This is a genomic window from Pseudomonas sp. LjRoot71 (genome assembly GCF_964253255.1).
Lineage (GTDB): Bacteria > Pseudomonadota > Gammaproteobacteria > Pseudomonadales > Pseudomonadaceae > Aquipseudomonas.
The window spans coordinates 3,700,690-3,718,945 of sequence record NZ_CAXURA020000001.1 but is presented as its reverse complement, the minus strand read 5'-3'; the positions used below and the strand labels follow the sequence as shown (position 1 = coordinate 3,718,945).

17 protein-coding genes are annotated in these 18,256 nt (G+C 57.8%); 2 read left to right on the top strand and 15 right to left on the bottom strand.

The window, feature by feature from the left end; genetic code table 11:
* Nucleotides 1-10 precede the first annotated feature (10 nt).
* Together ACSQ17_RS17435 and ACSQ17_RS17430 are read left to right on the top strand one after the other, a co-directional pair.
* Complete coding sequence (locus ACSQ17_RS17435) at nt 11-2,764, top strand: 7TM diverse intracellular signaling domain-containing protein (RefSeq protein WP_436069854.1); 2,754 nt, start codon at nt 11-13, stop codon at nt 2,762-2,764.
* A gap of 68 nt (nt 2,765-2,832) precedes the next feature.
* A complete protein-coding gene (locus ACSQ17_RS17430; protein WP_233684265.1) occupies nt 2,833-3,081 on the top strand; it encodes a YheU family protein in 249 nt (82 codons plus the stop codon).
* A 6-nt stretch (nt 3,082-3,087) separates the two neighbouring features.
* On the opposite strand, the gene ACSQ17_RS17425 is transcribed toward ACSQ17_RS17430, so the two are convergent.
* The 15 genes from ACSQ17_RS17425 to asnB all read right to left on the bottom strand — a co-directional run bounded on the left by ACSQ17_RS17425 (nt 3,088) and on the right by asnB (nt 18,256).
* Nucleotides 3,088-3,516 carry a hypothetical protein gene (locus tag ACSQ17_RS17425; RefSeq protein WP_257778120.1) on the bottom strand — a complete coding sequence of 143 codons (429 nt, stop codon included), beginning with the start codon at nt 3,514-3,516 and terminating at the stop codon, nt 3,088-3,090.
* A gap of 98 nt (nt 3,517-3,614) precedes the next feature.
* Nucleotides 3,615-4,781, bottom strand: coding sequence for an MFS transporter (locus ACSQ17_RS17420; RefSeq protein ID WP_436069853.1), 1,167 nt, complete (start codon nt 4,779-4,781; stop codon nt 3,615-3,617).
* Between the two features lie 127 nt (nt 4,782-4,908).
* Nucleotides 4,909-5,715, bottom strand: coding sequence for an SDR family oxidoreductase (locus ACSQ17_RS17415; protein WP_436069852.1), 807 nt, complete (start codon nt 5,713-5,715; stop codon nt 4,909-4,911).
* Between the two features lie 103 nt (nt 5,716-5,818).
* The gene (locus tag ACSQ17_RS17410) at nt 5,819-6,040 is read right to left on the bottom strand and encodes a DUF2784 domain-containing protein (RefSeq protein ID WP_436069851.1); all 222 of its coding nucleotides are present in this window, start codon (nt 6,038-6,040) and stop codon (nt 5,819-5,821) included.
* A 90-nt stretch (nt 6,041-6,130) separates the two neighbouring features.
* Nucleotides 6,131-6,454 carry a ComEA family DNA-binding protein gene (locus ACSQ17_RS17405; RefSeq protein ID WP_436069850.1) on the bottom strand — a complete coding sequence of 108 codons (324 nt, stop codon included), beginning with the start codon at nt 6,452-6,454 and terminating at the stop codon, nt 6,131-6,133.
* 122 nt (nt 6,455-6,576) lie between these two features.
* Complete coding sequence (locus ACSQ17_RS17400) at nt 6,577-8,580, bottom strand: polysaccharide biosynthesis protein (protein ID WP_436069849.1); 2,004 nt, start codon at nt 8,578-8,580, stop codon at nt 6,577-6,579.
* A gap of 9 nt (nt 8,581-8,589) precedes the next feature.
* Nucleotides 8,590-9,177, bottom strand: a complete 588-nt coding sequence (locus tag ACSQ17_RS17395; RefSeq protein ID WP_436069848.1) for an acetyltransferase — start codon at nt 9,175-9,177, stop codon at nt 8,590-8,592.
* Nucleotides 9,174-10,190, bottom strand: coding sequence for an MraY family glycosyltransferase (locus ACSQ17_RS17390; RefSeq protein ID WP_436069847.1), 1,017 nt, complete (start codon nt 10,188-10,190; stop codon nt 9,174-9,176). Before ACSQ17_RS17390 ends, ACSQ17_RS17395 begins: the two co-directional genes overlap by 4 nt.
* A complete protein-coding gene (locus ACSQ17_RS17385) occupies nt 10,187-11,149 on the bottom strand; it encodes a UDP-glucose 4-epimerase family protein (RefSeq protein ID WP_436069846.1) in 963 nt (320 codons plus the stop codon). The genes ACSQ17_RS17390 and ACSQ17_RS17385 overlap by 4 nt, the downstream gene beginning before the upstream one ends.
* Nucleotides 11,150-11,153: 4 nt before the next feature.
* A complete protein-coding gene (gene wecB / locus ACSQ17_RS17380; RefSeq protein ID WP_436069845.1) occupies nt 11,154-12,281 on the bottom strand; it encodes a non-hydrolyzing UDP-N-acetylglucosamine 2-epimerase in 1,128 nt (375 codons plus the stop codon).
* Nucleotides 12,274-13,284 (bottom strand): polysaccharide biosynthesis protein, encoded by a 1,011-nt coding sequence (locus ACSQ17_RS17375; protein WP_436069844.1) that lies wholly within the window; start codon nt 13,282-13,284, stop codon nt 12,274-12,276. Before ACSQ17_RS17375 ends, wecB begins: the two co-directional genes overlap by 8 nt.
* 69 nt (nt 13,285-13,353) lie before the next feature.
* Complete coding sequence (locus ACSQ17_RS17370; RefSeq protein WP_436069843.1) at nt 13,354-14,214, bottom strand: dTDP-4-dehydrorhamnose reductase family protein; 861 nt, start codon at nt 14,212-14,214, stop codon at nt 13,354-13,356.
* Between the two features lies 1 nt (nt 14,215).
* Nucleotides 14,216-15,451 carry a glycosyltransferase family 4 protein gene (locus ACSQ17_RS17365; protein WP_436069842.1) on the bottom strand — a complete coding sequence of 412 codons (1,236 nt, stop codon included), beginning with the start codon at nt 15,449-15,451 and terminating at the stop codon, nt 14,216-14,218.
* A gap of 3 nt (nt 15,452-15,454) precedes the next feature.
* Nucleotides 15,455-16,330 carry a glycosyltransferase family 2 protein gene (locus ACSQ17_RS17360; protein ID WP_436069841.1) on the bottom strand — a complete coding sequence of 292 codons (876 nt, stop codon included), beginning with the start codon at nt 16,328-16,330 and terminating at the stop codon, nt 15,455-15,457.
* A gap of 36 nt (nt 16,331-16,366) precedes the next feature.
* Nucleotides 16,367-18,256 carry an asparagine synthase (glutamine-hydrolyzing) gene (gene asnB, locus ACSQ17_RS17355; protein WP_436069840.1) on the bottom strand — a complete coding sequence of 630 codons (1,890 nt, stop codon included), beginning with the start codon at nt 18,254-18,256 and terminating at the stop codon, nt 16,367-16,369.

Sequence of the window (18,256 nt, the reverse complement as noted above, 5' to 3'; positions counted from 1 at the left end):
AGGTCGCTGAATGCCTCGGATTTGGCTGGCGGTGGTGCTCTTCTGGCTGTGCGGATCGGCGTGGGCGCTGCAGCCTGCAACGCTGGATAACAGTGACCTACGCCTGTCACTGGGCCCCGCCATGGCCTACCTGGAAGACCCCCAGGGTGACATGAGCATCGAACAGGTCGCGGCCCTGGCGGATGAACGCTTCACCCCAGTGCAAGGCCCGCACGCCAACCTCGGCAAGAATGACGCCACCTGGTGGTTCAAGATCCGCCTGAACAACGTGCTGGCGCAGAACCTGGCCGGCTATCTGGAAATCAACTACCCGCTGCTCGATCACCTGCAGGTGTTCCTGGCCCATGCCGATGGCCAGTGGCAGATGCAGGAAAGCGGCGACCGTTATGCCTTCTCCCAACGCCCGGTACAGGTGCGCAATTTCTGGTTCCCACTTGAACTGCCCACCGGCGAGAGCACCCTGCTGATTCGGGTGAAGACCAGCAGCACGATCTTCATGCCGGTGTTCTTCAGCACCTACCAGGCCAGCGCAGCCGCCCAGGAAAACCTTATGGGCTTCAACGGTGCGTTCTACGGCGTGCTGTTTGCGATGTTCTGCTACAACCTGTTCCTGTTTATTTCACTGCGCGAATCCGCCTACTTCTGGTACCTGGCCTACAACCTCAACGTCGGTGTGCTGGCGGCCTGCTTTGACGGCATGCTGTTCAAACTGCTGCCTGAGCATGTGGCCTTCCAGTCAGTAAGCATCTACATCCTGATGTACCTGCACTGCCTGACGGCGATTCAGTTCAGCCGGCATTTCCTGCATGCGCCGCAGTACTTCCCACGCCTGGATACTGGCCTGCGCCTGCTGATGCTGGTGTGTGCCGGCTGCCTGTTGTCAGTGCCACTGATCGGCTTCAGCGCCTGGAATATCCTCGCCAGCGTCACGGTGTCACTGGTCTCGCTAACCCTGCTGCTCACCGGCCTGTATATCTGGCGCCGCGGCGTACGCTACGGCTCCTACTACACCCTGGCCTGGGCCATCCTGCTGTTCGCCTTTATTCAGGCCACCACCGGCTCGCTCGGCCTGGAAGTGCTGGGGGTGTTCGGTGCTACGGCGGTGAAAATTGGTGTGACCATCGAACTGATCACCCTGTCCATCGGCCTGGCCGATCGCATCAACCTGCTCAAGGAGGAAGGCTTCCAGTCTCGCCGCGCCGCCGAGCAGGCGGAAATCGAGAACCTGGCCAAGAGCCGCTTCCTGGCCAAGATGAGCCACGAAATCCGCACCCCGCTCAATGGCGTGCTGGGCATGCTGCAGCTGCTCAAGGAAACCCCGCTGGATCGCAGCCAGCGCTTCTATGTCGACACCATTTCCAGCTCCGGCAGCTCGCTGATGGCGGTGATCAACGACATCCTCGATTACGCGCGCATCGAATCCGGCAAGCTCAGCCTGGAACATATCGAGTTCGATCTGGAGGAGCTGATTTCCGACACCCTCAGCCTGTTCACCGGACAAGCCCTGGACAAGCGCCTGCGCCTCTACGTCAGCCTGGAAAGTGGCGTACCGCGCCGCGCCCAGGGCGACCCGACGCGGCTCAAGCAGGTGTTGATGAACCTGCTCAGCAACGCCCTGAAATTCACCGCCGAAGGTCATGTGGCGCTTAATGTCTGCCGGCGCAATGACTCCCAGGGCAATCCGCACCTGGTGTTCGCCATCAGCGACAGCGGTATCGGCATCAGCGACCAGGCCCTGACCCAGCTGTTCGAATCCTTCGCCCAGGGCGACTCCAGTACCACCCGCCGCTATGGTGGCAGCGGCCTGGGCCTGGCGATCAGCAAGGAGCTGGTGGAGATGATGGGCGGCCGTATCGAGGTGCAAAGCACCCCGGGCCAGGGCACACGCTTTGCCTTCGATATTCCACAGGCTGACGAGCCGCTGCCCACCGACCCACTGCATGAGTTGCTCAAGGGCCGCACTGCGCTGCTCACCTCACTCGATGGCCTGGGCCTGGATGCCCTGAGCCGCCTGCTCGGGCGCTGGGGCATGCGCACCGAGCGCTGCCAGAACCCGGAAACCCTGCACGGCTACCTGGAAGACTTCGCCGCACCGCCGCTGCTGGTGCTGATGGCGCCGTGGCCAGGCAGCATCCAGCACTGGCTGGATTCGCTGCGCCCGTTGCTGCAACCGGGTCAGCGCGTGCTGCTGCTCTGCGCACCGGAGCAGTGTCAGCAATTGCCCAACTCTGGCGGCCTGCGCCTGCTAGGCCTGCCGCAGCCGCTGGCGATCAATGCCCTGCGCAGTGCACTGCTGGAACTCTATGAAGAACCGCGTGCAGCGGAGATCAAACCGCTACCGAAAACCCACACCGATACCGGCAGTGCGCCCTGCATCCTGGTGGCTGAAGACAACCCGGTGAATCAGTTGGTCGTCCAAGGCTTTCTGAAAAAGCGCGGCTACAACGTGCGCCTGGTTACCAACGGCCTGGCGGCACTCAACGAATACCAGCGCGACCCGAACGCCACGCAACTGATCCTGATGGACTGTGAAATGCCGGAAATGGATGGCTTCGAAGCCACCCGGCAGATCCGCCGCCTGGAGCGCCAGAACAACCTGCCAGCGGTGCCGATCATCGCCCTGACCGCACATATCCTCGATGAACACCGCCAGCACGGAGTCGACTCCGGAATGAATGACTTCCTCGGCAAACCGCTGGACAGCGCCAAGCTGTACAGCACCCTGGAAACCTACCTGCTGCCTACTGAACCCTCCGTCCAGTAACTGCACGGCAAACATGGCCAGGCTGGACGGCGCACGTTAGGATCGCGCTGCCTTTTGGAGACCCTACCGTGCTGATCCCCTATCACCTGCTTGAAGCTGACACCCTGACCCGGCTGATCGAAGACTTCGTCACCCGTGACGGCACCGATAACGGCGACGAAACCCCGCTGGATACGCGTATCGAACGGGTACGCCACGCCTTGAGCAAAGGCCAGGCAGTGATTGTGTTCGATGCGGACAGCCAGCAATGCCAGCTGGCGTTGAAGCGTGATGTGCCGAAAGAATGGCTGGATGCACTTGAAGGACTGGACGATTAAAGGCGGTTAACCACGTAACCCACCCTCGCGCTCCCACGCGCAACGCACACGCAACTCGCCTTCCTGCGGGCTGTGAAAACCGTTATCCGACTCCCAGCGAAAGGTGTGGGTGCCGTTCAGCTCGGTTTCCAGGTGCACCACTGCGCTGGCCCAGTACAGACGCTTGAGCAGCGCCTCGAACTGCTTGATCCACAGGCTCCACTCATACTCCACCGTGCGGTAGCTGGCACCGAAGTGGATCACCTGAGTCTGGTACAGGCCATCGCCCGGTTGCTCGCAACAGGCAAACATCTCCCGCCCGAGAAAGCTCCAGGCATCGCCCGCGGGCAACTCATCGAGCACCTGGCGATTGATCTCACGGCGCAAACGGCTTTCCGCCGGGCTATCCGACGGCCAGTCACGGATGCAACCATAAACGATGGATTCCGACTCCACGCAGGCACTCCAGCAAATCAAGGCTGCCTTCTATCACAGCCTCCGAGGCCAAGGAAGGAACTGCTGCCAAATAAGCGTTATCGAGGGCAAAACCCGTCTCAGCCAGGGCTGCGCGACGGGCCATGGCGCATCAGCCAGGCCAACAGCGTCATCAGCAACGCCAGTACCGTGAGCACCATAAAGGGCAGTTGATAACTGCCCGCCAGATCACGCGCAAGGCCGGTCAGCACTGGAGTCAGGCACGCCAGGCTGTAGCCCATGCACAGCATCATTGCCGTCCAGCGGCTGACCGCCAGTGGCGAGCCCGCCTCATACAACGGCAATACCAGGGACAGAGCAAACGAGCCGCCCAGGCCAAAGCCGATGGTCACCGCCCAGAGCTCGGGCAGCACAGTCGGCTGGAAGGTGATCATGATCAGGCTGATCGATGACAACAGGCCACACCCCATCAGTAACAGATAACGATTGTGGAACCGTTGCGCCAACCAAGGCAGCAGGAATGAACTGGGCAAGCCCATCAGCATCGACACACTGAACAAGCTGTTGCTGTGCAGCACGCTCAACCCAGCCTCGTGGTAACGCGCCACCGCCCAGGTGGCCAGGGCATAGAACAGCCCCGCCTGAATGGCAAAGAATGCACTGATCAGCCAGGCCCGCGGGCTGCCCCAGGGTAGGCCAGCACCGGCGGCGTCCGCGTCCGCTTCAGCGCGATTGGGCAGGCACAGCCAGAGCAGCAAGCCCAACAACGCCGGCAAGGCCCATACGGCCAGCCCACGGGTCCAATCATCGCTCAGCCATTGGGTGGCCGGTACGGTCAGCACCGCGCCGCCAGCACCACCAATCGCCATGCTCAGCGAATACCAGCCGACCACACTGCCCATACGCCCAGCGAAATGACGCTTGATAAACCCCGAGAGCAACGGCCCCGCAACCGCGATGGCCGCGCCCAGCAACACCGCACTGCCGATCAGAATGGCACTGGCATGTCCGATCAGGCGCAGCAGCAGCGCTGCGGCAATCAATGCCATGCACAGGGCGATAGTACGTTCGAGCCCAAAGCGTAAAGCCAGACGTGGCGCGAAGGGTGCCAGCAGGCCCATGCACAGTACCGGCAAGGCAGTTGTCAGGCTGATCAGGCTACGGCTCAAGGCCAGTTCTTCGGCAATCCGCTCGATCAGCGGTGCCAGGGAGGTGATGCCAGGCCGCAAGTTGATTGCAGCCAGAACCAGGGCCAGCAACAACAGGGCCCGCGGGAAAGGTTTCACAGAAATACCATCAGTTTCGCGGCCATGCCGACATGACCGCAAACCCTAACGCCCGAGCCTGCCTCAGGCAAGCCCAAGCACCGATTAAGCTGACCGGATGATCAGCAAGATCATCCTCACACCGGCATCATTTGCTGCGCGGAGCACGCATCTTGTCAGCCATGGCGGTCATTTCGTTGTACAGCAACTGCGGGTTCTTCTGCTTAACGGCCCAGGCCATACGGCCTTGCTGATGAGGCAGAATCATGAACTCGCCCTTGGCAATTTCTTCATAGATGTAATCGGCAATATCCGCCGCACTGATCGGTGAGCTTTCCAGCAGCTTGCCGACCTGCGCCTTCATCGTTGGCGTTGGGCCACGGAAGGAATCCAGCAGATTGGTCTGAAAGAACGATGGGCACACCACATGCACACCCACTTCGAGCATCTTCAATTCGATCAGCAGGCTTTCCGACAGGGCCACTACGCCCGCCTTGGCCACGTTGTAGTTGCTCATTGCCGGCCCCTGCATCAAGGCCGCCATGGACGCGATATTGACGATCTTGCCCTTGCTCTTTTCCAGCAACGGCAGGAAGGCCTTGCAGCCCTTGACCACGCCCATCAGGTTGATCGCAATCTGCCAATCCCAATCCTCCAGCGACAGCTCACTGAAGAATCCACCAGAAGCCACGCCGGCGTTGTTGACGATCACATCAATGCCACCCAGCTTCTCTTCACAGGCTTGGGCAAACGCCGTCAGCTGGCTGTAATCACGCACATCGCAGCGCTGGGTGAAACCATCACCGCCTGCCTCACGCACCAGTTGCAGGGTTTCCACCAGGCCTGGCTCATTGACATCCGACAGCGCCAACTGCCAGCCCTCACGCGCCCAACGCAGGGCAATCTCACGCCCCAAACCTGAACCCGCGCCGGTGATCATCATGCGATTTTGCATAGAAAGCTGCCTTTGCTGCTGTGATTGATGGGGCCAGTGTAGCTGGGGAAATTATCTTGCCCGCACACCATCATCCATCTGAATAAGGCGGCCTAAGCCCCACTCACAACAGCTGCCCGGCGGCCAGCCGCAAACTCTGCTCCAGTGGCGTCAGCGGACAGGGCCAGTGCATCAACTCCACCAGCACACCCCACACGGCCGCCGGCACATGCAGCCAGACCAAACTGCGCCACCGCCACACCAGCAAGCCGCCCAGCAAGGCAAACAGAATAAACAGCAGATGAAAGACCAGCACCGCATCTGCCGCGACTGCAGACCACAACATAAACCCTCACCGTTAATACGCAGCCCACTCAGCCAGAAAACAAAAAGGCCGGTTCAGAACCGGCCTTGTTCAGCACAACAGGTCAATGCGTCAGTTGATACCTAACTTATCGCGGTTCTTCTCCAGCGTAGCCTCGCCAATGCCCTTGACCTCCAACAACTCATCCACCGAAGCAAAGTCACCGTGCTCATCACGATAAGCCACAATCGCCTGCGCCTTGACCTCACCAATACCTGTCAGCTCACGCTGCAAGGTGGCGGCATCAGCCGTATTGAGATTGACCTTATTGATTGGGGTGGCTTCAGTTACTGCAGCAGAAGGTGCTTGTTGCGCGGGAGTTTCAGCAGCAATGCTTGCAACAGAGAAAGTGGCCAGCAGAGCGAACAACAGTGACGACAGTTTGACTTTCAGCATATGCGTATCCTTACGTTAGTTTTTCTCAAAGCGTGGGACTTCCCTCTCCACGCTCTTGAAAACTAGCTGCTGTCATCCAGTTGTCAAATCACTGTGATTTTCATCATCACACACAGAGCGAATTAGGGCTCAACACTGCGCTTAACATGGATCCAGTCAACAATCTCACCTTCGGGTTTGTAACCATTGACGGTTTCCCTCAGTAACTGCCGCACGCGCTCATAATCATCGCACTCAACTGCAGCCAGCAACTCACCCAGGCGCTCCTTGAATTGCTCCCAAGGCAAATGCTCCTCATTGGCGCGCATGATCATCGGGTGTTCGGTTGGGCTGACGTTATCGCCAATCAGCAACTCCTCGTAGAGCTTCTCACCTGGACGCAGGCCGGTGAACTCGATGGCGATATCGCCGTGCGGCGTCTTATCCGAACGTACACTCAACCCGCTGAGGTGAATCATTTTCTCGGCCAGCACAGCAATTTTCACCGGTTCGCCCATATCCAGCACGAACACGTCACCGCCTTCCCCCATTGAGCCCGCCTGAATGACCAACTGCGCGGCCTCGGGGATGGTCATAAAGTAACGCGTGATATTCGGGTGAGTAACCGTGACCGGCCCACCCTTGCGGATCTGCTCATGAAATAGCGGAATCACCGAGCCAGACGAGCCTAAAACATTGCCGAAGCGCACCATGGTAAAGCGCGTCTTATTGAGTTGATGTACGGCCTCATCATCAGCAAACAACACAGGGGCAGACTCGCGACTGAGCGCCTGCAACACCATCTCAGCCAACCTCTTGGTGCTGCCCATTACGTTAGTTGGACGCACCGCCTTGTCAGTGGAAATCAACACAAAATTGGTTACGCCCGCCTTGACCGCCGCCTGCGCAGTATTGAGCGTCCCCATCAGGTTGTTCAGCACGCCCTCGGCAATATTGTGTTCCACCATCGGCACATGCTTGTAAGCCGCTGCGTGGTAAACCGTATTGACCTTCCAGGTGCACATCACATCAGCAAGACGCGAGGCGTTACGAATTGAGCCCAGAATCGGCACCAAACGCAGCGGTAACGACTCACGCTTGACCCTCGCGTCCAGCTCACTGTGAATGCTGTATAGATTGAATTCGCTGTGTTCGAACAGCAAAAGGGTTACAGGTCCATTAAGTAAAATCTGCCGGCAAAGCTCAGAACCAATGGAGCCTCCAGCCCCGGTCACCATCACCACCTGACTGCGAATACAGCGTTCAAACAACGCCTGCTGCGGCGGTACGGCATCACGGCCAAGCAGATCGGCAATGTCGACTTCCTGCACATCCTCAACCTTCACCCTGCCACTGGCCAGGTCCATAAAGCCAGGAATACTGCGTACATGCAGGGGAAATGCTTCCAGCGTTTCAAGGATCTGCCGGCGGCGCCCACGTGAAGTAGAAGGCATCGCCAAGAGAATCTCATCAGCGCCGGTCTCATCAATCATTTGCGAGATGTGTTTAGGGGTGTACACGCGCAATCCTGCGATGGTGCGATTGGCGATGCCTGGGTCATCATCAATAAATGCTACAGGTCGCATGGCGCGCCCCATACGCAAAGCCGCGACCAATTGATTACCCGCTGAACCAGCACCGTAAACCGCAACTCTAGGCAAAAGCGGAGCCACTGCTGTTCGCTCTGAATTTAACTGGAACCAATTACCTGCAAAATACTGGCGCATGGCAAGGCGCAAACCGCCCAAAAGTAAAAGGCTTAACCACCAGTAATTGAATACCATCGAGCGTGGCACCAGAGCCGTAGGCCCGCGATACCAGTAGACCGCCAAAGCCAGCACCAAGGCTGATAACGTAACAGCCTTGGCAATTGTAAGCAGCGCATCATTACCCACATAGCGCATCACCGCCCGATACATACCCAAACGAATAAAGATCGGCAAAGCGATAATGGGTGCTAATAAGAATAGCCAACCATGACCGTCAAACGGTTGGGCCGCATCCAGTTCTCCTAGACGTAGGGCAAATGAAAGCCATAGCGCCAACCAGATCAGAGCGACATCAGTCACCACTTGCAAAAACCGCTTTTGTCGACGCGGCAACTGCAAGAGACCCTGACGTAAAGCGTCTATCCGCTGGCGAATCATGTCTATTCCTTAATGCTTGGCTTGCAATGCGGTGCCAGGGGCAACCACATCGCCTGATTCAACGCTAACACCATAGCCGGCATTACAGCCGGCCTGAAGCCAGGCTAAAGCGCCTATATGAACACCACCAGCCAAATTGACGCCGACCCCAAGATGGGCAAAGTCACCGATGCAGACATCGTGATCCACCACAGCACCGGCATTGACGATCGCACCTTGACCAAGCCTCGCGTCAGTCCCAATCACTGCCATCGCAAGTACAGCCGATCCCTGCCCGATGTGAGCTGACGGACTCACCCAGGCGCGCGGGTGCACAATGCTGACCAACTCAATACCTGCAGCTTTAATTCGCGCAGCCCAAACTTCACGCAAAGAGTTATTACCCACAGCGGCAATACCTCCAGCAACTGACAGGCCTGGCTCAAGCAAACTGTCGAGATCACCGATCACATCTATCCCACAGGCCACCTCTAATTGCGGCCAGCGGTCATCGAGAAAGCAGACACGTTGCCACTCACCAGATAGCAATGCAGCCTCAGCAACAGCCTTGCCATGTCCGCCCGCGCCAAGCACTAACAACGTTCGTAACGGACTCATACTTGCTCCAGCGCTCCGGCTCGAAACCTGACAGCCAAGATCAGCAAAGGCGTATAGGCCAGCAACAGCCCAAACAAGCCTTCACCACCTGATGCAACCCAGAGTGCAATTGGTAATAACCAGAACAAATTGATCGCAACGACTGCCAACGTCACTGGTAAGTGACGGCCGAAGTGACGTGATGCGTATTGATAGGCATGACTACGGTGGGCTTCATAAACCTTATCTCCACGTAACAACCGCCGGAAAAGGGTGAAGGTCGCATCGACAATAAAGACCCCAAGCAGAATTAACCAACCCCAGAGTAATGATGAGTTGGCCCACGCGGCTTGCAGAGAGAGGATGCCCAACACTACGCCGAGGAAGCCACTGCCTGCATCCCCCATAAAAATACGCGCGGGAGGAAAGTTCCAGAACAAAAAACCTGCAACCGCAGCTGCCAGCAACAGCGGTAAGAGCAGCATATTAAAATGCCCAAGCAAGCCATACATCAGGGCACCACCAAGGCAAACGCTGATAGCCTCGACACTGGCAATACCGTCAATACCATCCATAAAGTTGTACAGATTGAGCAGCCATACCAAATAGAGAGAGGCCAGCAAATAACCAAGCCAGCCCAAATCAACTATATGGCCGAACACTTGCACAGGTGGCAAACCATTGAGCCAGAACAGCACCCAAGCAGCAGCCGTGAAATGCCCAAGCAAACGCCAGCGAGCAGCTATATGACCATGGTCATCAAGAAAACCAAGCACTGCGATAAGCGCACCAGCACCGCTCAATGCATAAAAGTACTCAGGTTGAACTCCCATGCCCATGGAGAAAGCTATACACAGCGCAAACAGGAAGGCCGCAACAATAGCCATGCCACCGCCCCGCGGCGTAGGTTGGCTATGGGAACTGCGTGCATTAGGAACATCCATCAAGCTGCGAGACAACGCATAGCGCCGCAACCAGGCTGTCAATGTCCAGGACAACACAGCAACTAAAAAGCTAAAGATCAGAACACTCATGAATGGGCGTCTTCCAGAAAGTGTGCAGCTGTCTTGGCCAGTGCCTGCTCCACAGTAAGTGGCGGCACCCAGCCTAGGCACTCGCGAGTTTTATCTATATTCACCTGTAGCGAGCCACATAACCTCTGGCTCAGCGCGCGCTGCCCCAATAAAGCCGCGCCATGCTCGATCCATGATTGAGGAATAGGAATTAATCTGGCCGGGCGTCCCAAGGCGCTACTCAAGCGGCGCAACAACTCTGTCGTAGACAGATCCTCACCATCGCTCACAAGAAAACGCTGCCCACTTGCCGCCGGATGCGTGAGACACAACACCAGTAAATCCACCAGATTATCCAGCGCCACAAAACTACGATGGTTATCGATAGCCCCAAAGGGTAGTGGTATACCACGATGCAACCAACGCAGCATGCTGTGGAAGTTTGCCTTCACGCCCGGACCATAAATCAGCGGCGGACGAACAATAACCACCTCCAGCCCTGTCTCGGCAGCCAACGCCCTCAACCCTTCTTCGGCCTCATATTTGGATATGCCATATGGGTCTACAGCCTCAGGCACGTCATCGGCACAATAGGCATGCCCCGGTAAGGTCTGCTCACCATTGACCTTTATCGAGCTGACGAAGATGAAACGACGTACTCCAGCCTCCACTGCTTGGCGAGCCAGCCGCAGAGTGCCCTCAACATTGACCTGACGAAACTCGGCAAGCGGGTCAATAGCTTGCTCGTTCATCACATGCACCCGAGCGGCGCAATGGATGACAGCATCAACATTAGCCAATGCCGTCGACCAATCCGCATCCGAAGCCAGCCCTGGGGACAGGCAAACTTCACAATTAGCCGGGGAAGTAGTCGGTAACTGCCGCATGGCGCAGCGCAATTCATGTACACCATCGGCTAGCAGGCGTGCCTGCACTGCGCGCCCAACGAAACCGCTGGCACCCGTAAGCAAAACACGCATGGCTTTAACCCTTGTGCCAGACAGTACGATTTACATAGTCGGTGTAGCTGAGCACGACTCGCACGACCTGCAACGAAACCGGGCCACCTTCATAATCAGGAACCAGCGGAATACGACGCGCTCCGGGTTGATGTTGGCTGGTAATAACCTTGACCGCCAACAACACCGAATCCTTCTTTAATCCACTCATTATCAGAGTGCCCTGGTCCATGCCCTCCGGACGCTCGTGAGCGTTGCGCAGGGTCACTGCCGGAAGGTTGAGTAAAGAAGCTTCTTCAGTAATGGTGCCGCTGTCGGATAGCACACAGAACGCATTCATCTGCAGCTTGATGTAATCCAAAAGACCGAATGGCTTGGAAAAGCGAATCAGCGGGTGCTCCAGTGATTCGCCCAGCGCCTCCAGACGCTTACGAGTACGTGGATGGGTCGACACGATCAGCGGATAACCATACTCATCGGCCAGTGCACGTAGGGTGGCAAGTAGATCGCGCAGATTATCCGGAGTGTCGACGTTCTCCTCACGATGGGCGCTGACAATAAAGAACTTGCCAGCCTCCAGCCCCTCGCGAGCAAGCACGTCAGAGGCCTCGATCTTTGGCCGGTAGTAGTCCAGTACTTCATGCATGTGCGAACCGGTCTTGATGATAGTCTCGGGACGAATGCCCTCAGCGATCAAGTACCGACGTGCATGTTCGGTAAGCACCATGTTGATGTCAGACAGGTGATCGAGCACCTTGCGATTGAGCTCCTCCGGTACCCGCTGGTCAAAGCAGCGATTTCCCGCTTCCATATGAAACACGGGAATCTTCCGACGTTTGGCCGCAATGACCGCCAAGCAGGTATTGGTGTCGCCATACAGCAACAGTGCATCGGGGTTTTCCAGCTCGAACACGGCATCAGCCTTGGCGATTACCTCTGCAATAGTCTGTGCAGCAGTTTCACCGGCAGCGCCAAGAAAGTGATCTGGCTTGCGGATTTCCAGGTCTTCGAAGAAGACTTGGTTCAGCTCATAGTCGTAATTCTGCCCGGAGTGCACCAACACGTGATTAACCTGGCAGTCGAGTTCGGCAATTACCCGACTCATTTTGATCAACTCAGGACGCGTCCCTACCAGGGTCATAACCTTAAGCATCGAGCTGCTCCTTGATGTAGTCGAGCTTGAGCAGCAGTTGCTTGATGCCTTCGATGTCCAGGCGCTCGGTATTGTGCGAGGTGTAATCATCGAACTCGGCGATCTTCTCCTCGCCTTCGACGAAATACTTCTTGTAATTCAGATCGCGGTTGTCCGCAGGAATGCGGTAGTAGCGGCCCATATCCTCGGCCTTGGCCATCTCCTCGCGGGACACCAACGACTCGTAGAGTTTCTCGCCATGTCGGGTGCCGATCACACGCACGGCGTTATCGTGCCCGAACAGCTCCTTGAGCGCCTGTGCCAAGTCACCGACGGTGGACGCCGGTGCCTTCTGCACAAACAGATCACCCTGCTCGCCATGTTCAAAGGCATGCAGCACCAAGTCGACGGAATCCTCAAGCGACATCAGGAAACGCGTCATGTTGGGGTCGGTGACGGTCAGCGGCTCGCCACTGCGTAACTGATCAATAAATAAAGGTATTACCGAGCCACGCGAGGCCATCACGTTGCCGTAGCGAGTGGCACAAACCACGGTGCCTCCGGCCGGAATCATCCGCGACTTAGCAACCATCAGCTTCTCAGACATAGCCTTGGAAATGCCCATGGCATTGATCGGGTACACGGCCTTGTCGGTAGAAAGTACCACCACGCGTTTGACGCCGCTGGAGATGGCCGCATTGAGCACGTTCTCAGTGCCATTGACGTTGGTACGCACCGCCTCCATCGGATAGAACTCACAGGACGGCACCTGCTTGAGCGCTGCCGCGTGGAAGATGTAGTCCACCCCGACCATCGCCTGCTTGAGGCTGTCGTAATCACGCACATCGCCGATGTAGAACTTGATCTTGTCGTTGGCCAGGGCGATGCGCATATCCTCCTGTTTCTTCTCGTCACGGGAGAAGATGCGGATCTCACGCACATTGGTATCGAGGAATCGCCGCAACACCGTATGACCGAAGGAGCCGGTGCCTCCGGTGATCATCAATACCTTGTTATCAAACATATAACCTTCCAGAACGTGAACGCAGCCCGGAGGCTGCGTGGATTCCTTTTCACCAGCAAGCCGGAGTGATTACTGGCGCTGCTCGTACATACGCCGGATCAGCTCCGGCCACTCAGGTGCCACGTAACCGGTAGCTTCGCGGAAACGTGAACCGTCCAGCGAACGGTCTATAACCAGCGCATCGTCAGGCCGGATATCGATCGTCTTGCCATACTGTGCTGCCACCTGGCTGAGCAGCCGAAACTTGTCGATCGGCTCGGCGGCAACATGATACAGGCCATTGAGCTGCGGGTGCGGAACAACGAAGTCCTTCATCACCCGTGCCAGTTCGACCGTCGGCAATCCAGAGAAAATCGCCTTAGTGAAACCTTTGACCCCACCTTCCTGGGAGAGGAACCAATCCACCAGAGCGTAGTTCGACCCCAGCTCGTGGCCGATGATTGAGGTGCGCAGAGTGATCGCATGTGGCAGGTCTTGCAGCTCACCGATGTACTTGGATTTGCCGTAGAGGTCTTCGGCATCCGAGAGATCACTTTCCAGATACAAGCCCTTGCGCCCGGAGAATACGCAATCAGTACTGATATGGATGAGCCTCGCACCAGACAACTCGCACAGCCGCGCCAGACGATGTGGCAGCATGGCATTAATTGGTAGCGCCGTCAGTGGATCTTTGGCATCGGCCAGTTGCTTAATTAGCCCAACGCAGTTGATCACTACATCTGGTTTCACCTGCGACATGACTGCGATCAAAGCATCTTGGTCAAGTACATCAACGCCACAGAGCAAGTGTGCATGGCTGTCCTGCGGAAAGTGATGCAAGGCCGAAGCACTGCGCAGCGTGCCCCAGGCCTGGCAAGCCACATCGGCAGCAAAAACGCGAAAAACAGCATTACCGAGCATACCGGTGACGCCTAGGACGAGAACCTTCATATCATTCACAACCTTTACTGGACGGCGTTCCCACCAAATACCTCACCAAGATTTCGACCTGCCGCTCTATCTCAAAATTGGCATCAAAGTAAGCCTTGCCGGACTGGCCCATAGCAATACGCTCTGCATCCCCCATCTCTTTGATACGCTGAATGTTAGCCACCAGCGGCAACACCTGTTCGGCCGGCGAGGCGAGGCCTGCGCGCGCCTCGTAGACCACTCGAGCCCCCTCGCCATTCATGCAGGCGATGATCGGTCGGCCGGCGGCCAAGTAAGCCTGAATTTTACTAGGGATGGTCTGTGCAAAAGCCGGTTCATTGTTCAGCGATACCAGCAGGGCCGAAGCGCGCTCGAAGATCTGTGGCATCGCCTCCATGGGGAAACGCCCCGGCAGTACCAGATTATCCAGGCCATGCGCCTGCTGCTGCGCCTTGAGCCAGGCCAGGCGGCTACCGCTGCCGACCAGAACCAGACGGATATGCGGATCATCTCGCAGATGAACCGCCGCCTGCACGATGGTTTCCAGCGCCTGTGCAGTACCCAAGTTACCGGCGAAAACAATGCAGAAATACTTCTCAAGCAACTCAAGCAACTCGCTCGGCACCGGCACCACAGCCTTCGAACTGCTTATATCCATGGAGTTGGGGTAGTACTGAATCTTCGCCCGATCAGCGTAGTGCGCCACCGGTTCGATGAAAGCCCGTGACTGCACGAGTAGCGTGTCGCACTGATGATAGATACCACGCACCATCCAGCCCACTACACGCAGCAGGTAGGGTTTACGCACAAAGCCTGTGGCTGAGAGGCTCTCAGGCCAGAGATCCTGCACCCACAGAGCAAGTTTCGCCCTCTTCAACCACTTGAGCAGAATCGCCGGAATTGCCTGGGTGATCGGTGATGGGGCGAACACCAGGATGGCGTCGAACTCGCGCCCACGTAGCATCCAAGGCAAACACAGCAGACCGCTGAATACAAAGGACAGGTAATTGAGGATCAGATTCTTCGCACCACCCTGCCCGCGCGGCCAAAGCGGCACCCGCAGCACTTCGACGCGTCCCAGGTAACGTTCGCGCTGGGTACCTGCAGCGCGGTAGCCTTCGAAGACCTTGCCATCGGGATAGTTGGGCTTGCCGGTGGCGACCACCACCTCGTGGCCCTGCGCGTCGAGCGTGCGCACAATGTCATTGATGATGAAGCTTTCCGGCCAGAAGTACTGGGAAAGGACGAGAATCCGCACGCCTCACCTACCTGAAAAAAATTTGTAGAAGCGTTCCCGAAGCCAGTAGAGAACCGATGTCGAATTGAATAATGCCTTAATCCTCACTTTCAAGCCGATATCATTCAGCAGCAACATGGGAACAGGCCTTCCAAGATAACGCAGCAATTGAACGACCAATTCAAAAAGTATTTCTCGCTGCTGAGCTGAGGAAAGTTGCTCCCGGTATTGCTCATAGAAAAAAAACAGAGCCCGCTGCCGCATCCACATTTGCTCGTTTACCGTGTTAAATGAAACACCCCGCTGATAGCTATTGTTCTGATGTATACGGTACAACAGACCTATTACCGGAACCTGAATCACCTTGACGCCGGAATAACGGACCTGAAGCATCAGCCAGCTATCTTCATTGGCAAGCGTTGACGGAATGGGAAAGGCACGCTCAGCGAAGCAACGATTAAATGCTATGCAGCCTCCAGACTCTAAGCCGAGACGAGGATTCTTGGGAAGAACCATACCGTCATACTTCTTCTGACTTGAAAATGATTTCAGCTTACAAAATGTAACAACCGACACATCCTGTGCAAAAAAGCGCAATGGCGCAATTCGGGCTTCAAGTGCTGCGGGCTCGAGCAGATCATCTCCCGCAAACAAAATGAAGTAGGAGCCCTTAGCATTCTCATATGCAAGACTATAAGCTGCCGCCTTCCCAATACCTTCAGTTCGCACAAGTCTCACGAACGGCAAGTTCAGCTGCTCCACAATATCCGCCGTCCCGTCGGTGGAGCCGTCATCAACCACCACCATCTCGATATCGGCTGGCAGGGCAGGCTCTATTGAGCGAAGCGCGACCTCAACATACCGAGCCTCGTTCTTCACCGACATCAAAATACTCAGCATGGCCTTGCCATCACTCTTCCAAACAAAATATGAAAATTACCGACCCAAGAATTGGGTATACCAGCGACAGAAATTGATCCAGCGCCAGACCTGCCAGGAAAACGCCTGGCGGCCCGCCACCACGCGATCGAACTCGGCTAGCACGGCCGCCTGGTCGAGGAATGGCAGTTGCAGATCTTCGGCTAGCCAACTGCGCACCTGGCCGGCCATGCCTAGCAGCCATTCCTGCTCGGGCGTGGCAAAGCCGATTTTGTCGCGGCGGTCGAGAATATCATCCGGAACTATTCCCCGCATGGCGGCACGGAAAATGTGCTTGGTCTCGCCCTGCGGGGAAATCAGGTAGGACTCGGGCAGCGACAGCGCCAGCTCGACCATGTCGAGGGTGAGAAAGGGTACGCGGCTCTCCACCGAGAAGCGCATCGAGTTGCGGTCGCCGTGGCGCAGCAGGGCCGGCAGCCCGCGTTGGGTCAGGCACAGGGCCAGTTCGGCCATCACCCGGCGGCCGGCACTGCCGTCCTGGGCGCGTTGGCGCGGATAACGGCGGATGATGCCGTGTTCCTCCAGCGGGGCCGAGCGAATCCAGTGCGGCAGACTGTGCATGCCGTTGAGCCGGCGCAGGGCATCGTAGAGCGCGCCCTGACTCATTTCCGCCACCGCGCGCTTGGCCCCGGCCAGACGGCTGCGACCCGGCCAGCGGGACCACGCGTCAAGGAAATGCCAGGCCTCGGCCAGCTGCCCCTTCTCCAGCAGGCTGCGGATGCGCTGCCCCGGATAGCCGTTGTAGCCGGCCAGCATCTCGTCGGCCCCCTGCCCGTCCAGGGTCACGGTCACACCCTGCTCGCGAGCGAGCTGGAAGACCCGGTACTGGGCATAGATGCTGGTACTGCCGAAGGGCTCGCCCTGGGCAGCGATCATGTCGTCCAGATCACGGGCCAGCTCGTCGCCGCTGACCATCACCTTGTGCGGCCGGGCCCCCACATGCTGGTTGACCCGATCCACCCACACCTCCTCCGACATCGCACTGCCGCGGGCGATATAGCTGAAGGTGTTGATCGGCAGGTCCGGCTCCACATGGCGCATGGCACAGACCACCGCCGAGGAGTCGATGCCGCCGGAGAGCGCCGCGCCCAGCGGCACATCGCTGCGCAGGTGCAACCTCACACTGGCCAGAAAACGCTCGCGCAGCTGCTCGGTGGCATCGGCAAAGCTCAGATCGCTGCGCTGCTCGATGCTTGGCGTCCACCAGCGCTGCGGCTCACCCAGCGCACCTGAGGCCAGGTCCAGCTCGACCAGATGACCAGGCAGCAGGTGCAACACACCCTCGAGGAAGCTGCGCGCCCCGCTGTCATAGTCGGCATGCACCAGGTAGTCGTAGGCGCGCTGCCAGTCAAGCTGCACGCGCTCCTGCTTGAGCGCCTTGATCGCCGCCACCTCGGAGGCGAACAGGAATCCGCCCTGCTCGCGGGTGTAGAAGAACGGCTTGATGCCGAAGGCATCACGCACGCAGGTCAGCGTACCCCGCGCACTGTCGAACACGACGAAGGCAAACATGCCCACCAGCCGCGGCAGGCACGCGCGCCCCCACTGGCGCCAGGCCGCCAGCAGCACCTCGGTGTCTGAACCGGAGACGAAGCGGTGCCCAAGGGGCTCGAGCTCCGCGCGCAGCTCACGGTAGTTGTAGATCTCGCCGTTGAAGACGATCGACACGGACTTGTCCTGCGACTCCATCGGCTGATGCCCGGCCGCGGAAAGGTCGATGATCGACAGCCGGGTATGCCCAAGCGCAGTCACCCCGCCCGGCCCCGGGTACAGCACGTAGCCACGGTCATCCGGGCCACGCCTGTGCATCGCCGCCAGCGCCTGCGCCAACCTCTGATCCAGCGTGGCCGGCCGGCCAGGCCACCATCCACCCGTGATACCGCACAT

What these genes read in the sequence shown, in the direction of transcription:
- ACSQ17_RS17435 (WP_436069854.1), top strand. Translation starts at nt 11, where the DNA reads ATGCCTCGGATTTGGCTGGCGGTGGTGCTCTTCTGGCTGTGCGGATCG.
- ACSQ17_RS17415 (WP_436069852.1), bottom strand. Translation starts at nt 5,715, where the DNA reads ATGCAAAATCGCATGATGATCACCGGCGCGGGTTCAGGTTTGGGGCGT.
- ACSQ17_RS17410 (WP_436069851.1), bottom strand. Translation starts at nt 6,040, where the DNA reads ATGTTGTGGTCTGCAGTCGCGGCAGATGCGGTGCTGGTCTTTCATCTG.
- ACSQ17_RS17405 (WP_436069850.1), bottom strand. Translation starts at nt 6,454, where the DNA reads ATGCTGAAAGTCAAACTGTCGTCACTGTTGTTCGCTCTGCTGGCCACT.
- ACSQ17_RS17400 (WP_436069849.1), bottom strand. Translation starts at nt 8,580, where the DNA reads ATGATTCGCCAGCGGATAGACGCTTTACGTCAGGGTCTCTTGCAGTTG.
- ACSQ17_RS17395 (WP_436069848.1), bottom strand. Translation starts at nt 9,177, where the DNA reads ATGAGTCCGTTACGAACGTTGTTAGTGCTTGGCGCGGGCGGACATGGC.
- ACSQ17_RS17390 (WP_436069847.1), bottom strand. Translation starts at nt 10,190, where the DNA reads ATGAGTGTTCTGATCTTTAGCTTTTTAGTTGCTGTGTTGTCCTGGACA.
- ACSQ17_RS17385 (WP_436069846.1), bottom strand. Translation starts at nt 11,149, where the DNA reads ATGCGTGTTTTGCTTACGGGTGCCAGCGGTTTCGTTGGGCGCGCAGTG.
- wecB (WP_436069845.1), bottom strand. Translation starts at nt 12,281, where the DNA reads ATGCTTAAGGTTATGACCCTGGTAGGGACGCGTCCTGAGTTGATCAAA.
- ACSQ17_RS17375 (WP_436069844.1), bottom strand. Translation starts at nt 13,284, where the DNA reads ATGTTTGATAACAAGGTATTGATGATCACCGGAGGCACCGGCTCCTTC.
- ACSQ17_RS17370 (WP_436069843.1), bottom strand. Translation starts at nt 14,214, where the DNA reads ATGAAGGTTCTCGTCCTAGGCGTCACCGGTATGCTCGGTAATGCTGTT.
- ACSQ17_RS17360 (WP_436069841.1), bottom strand. Translation starts at nt 16,330, where the DNA reads ATGCTGAGTATTTTGATGTCGGTGAAGAACGAGGCTCGGTATGTTGAG.
- asnB (WP_436069840.1), bottom strand. Translation starts at nt 18,256, where the DNA reads ATGTGCGGTATCACGGGTGGATGGTGGCCTGGCCGGCCGGCCACGCTG.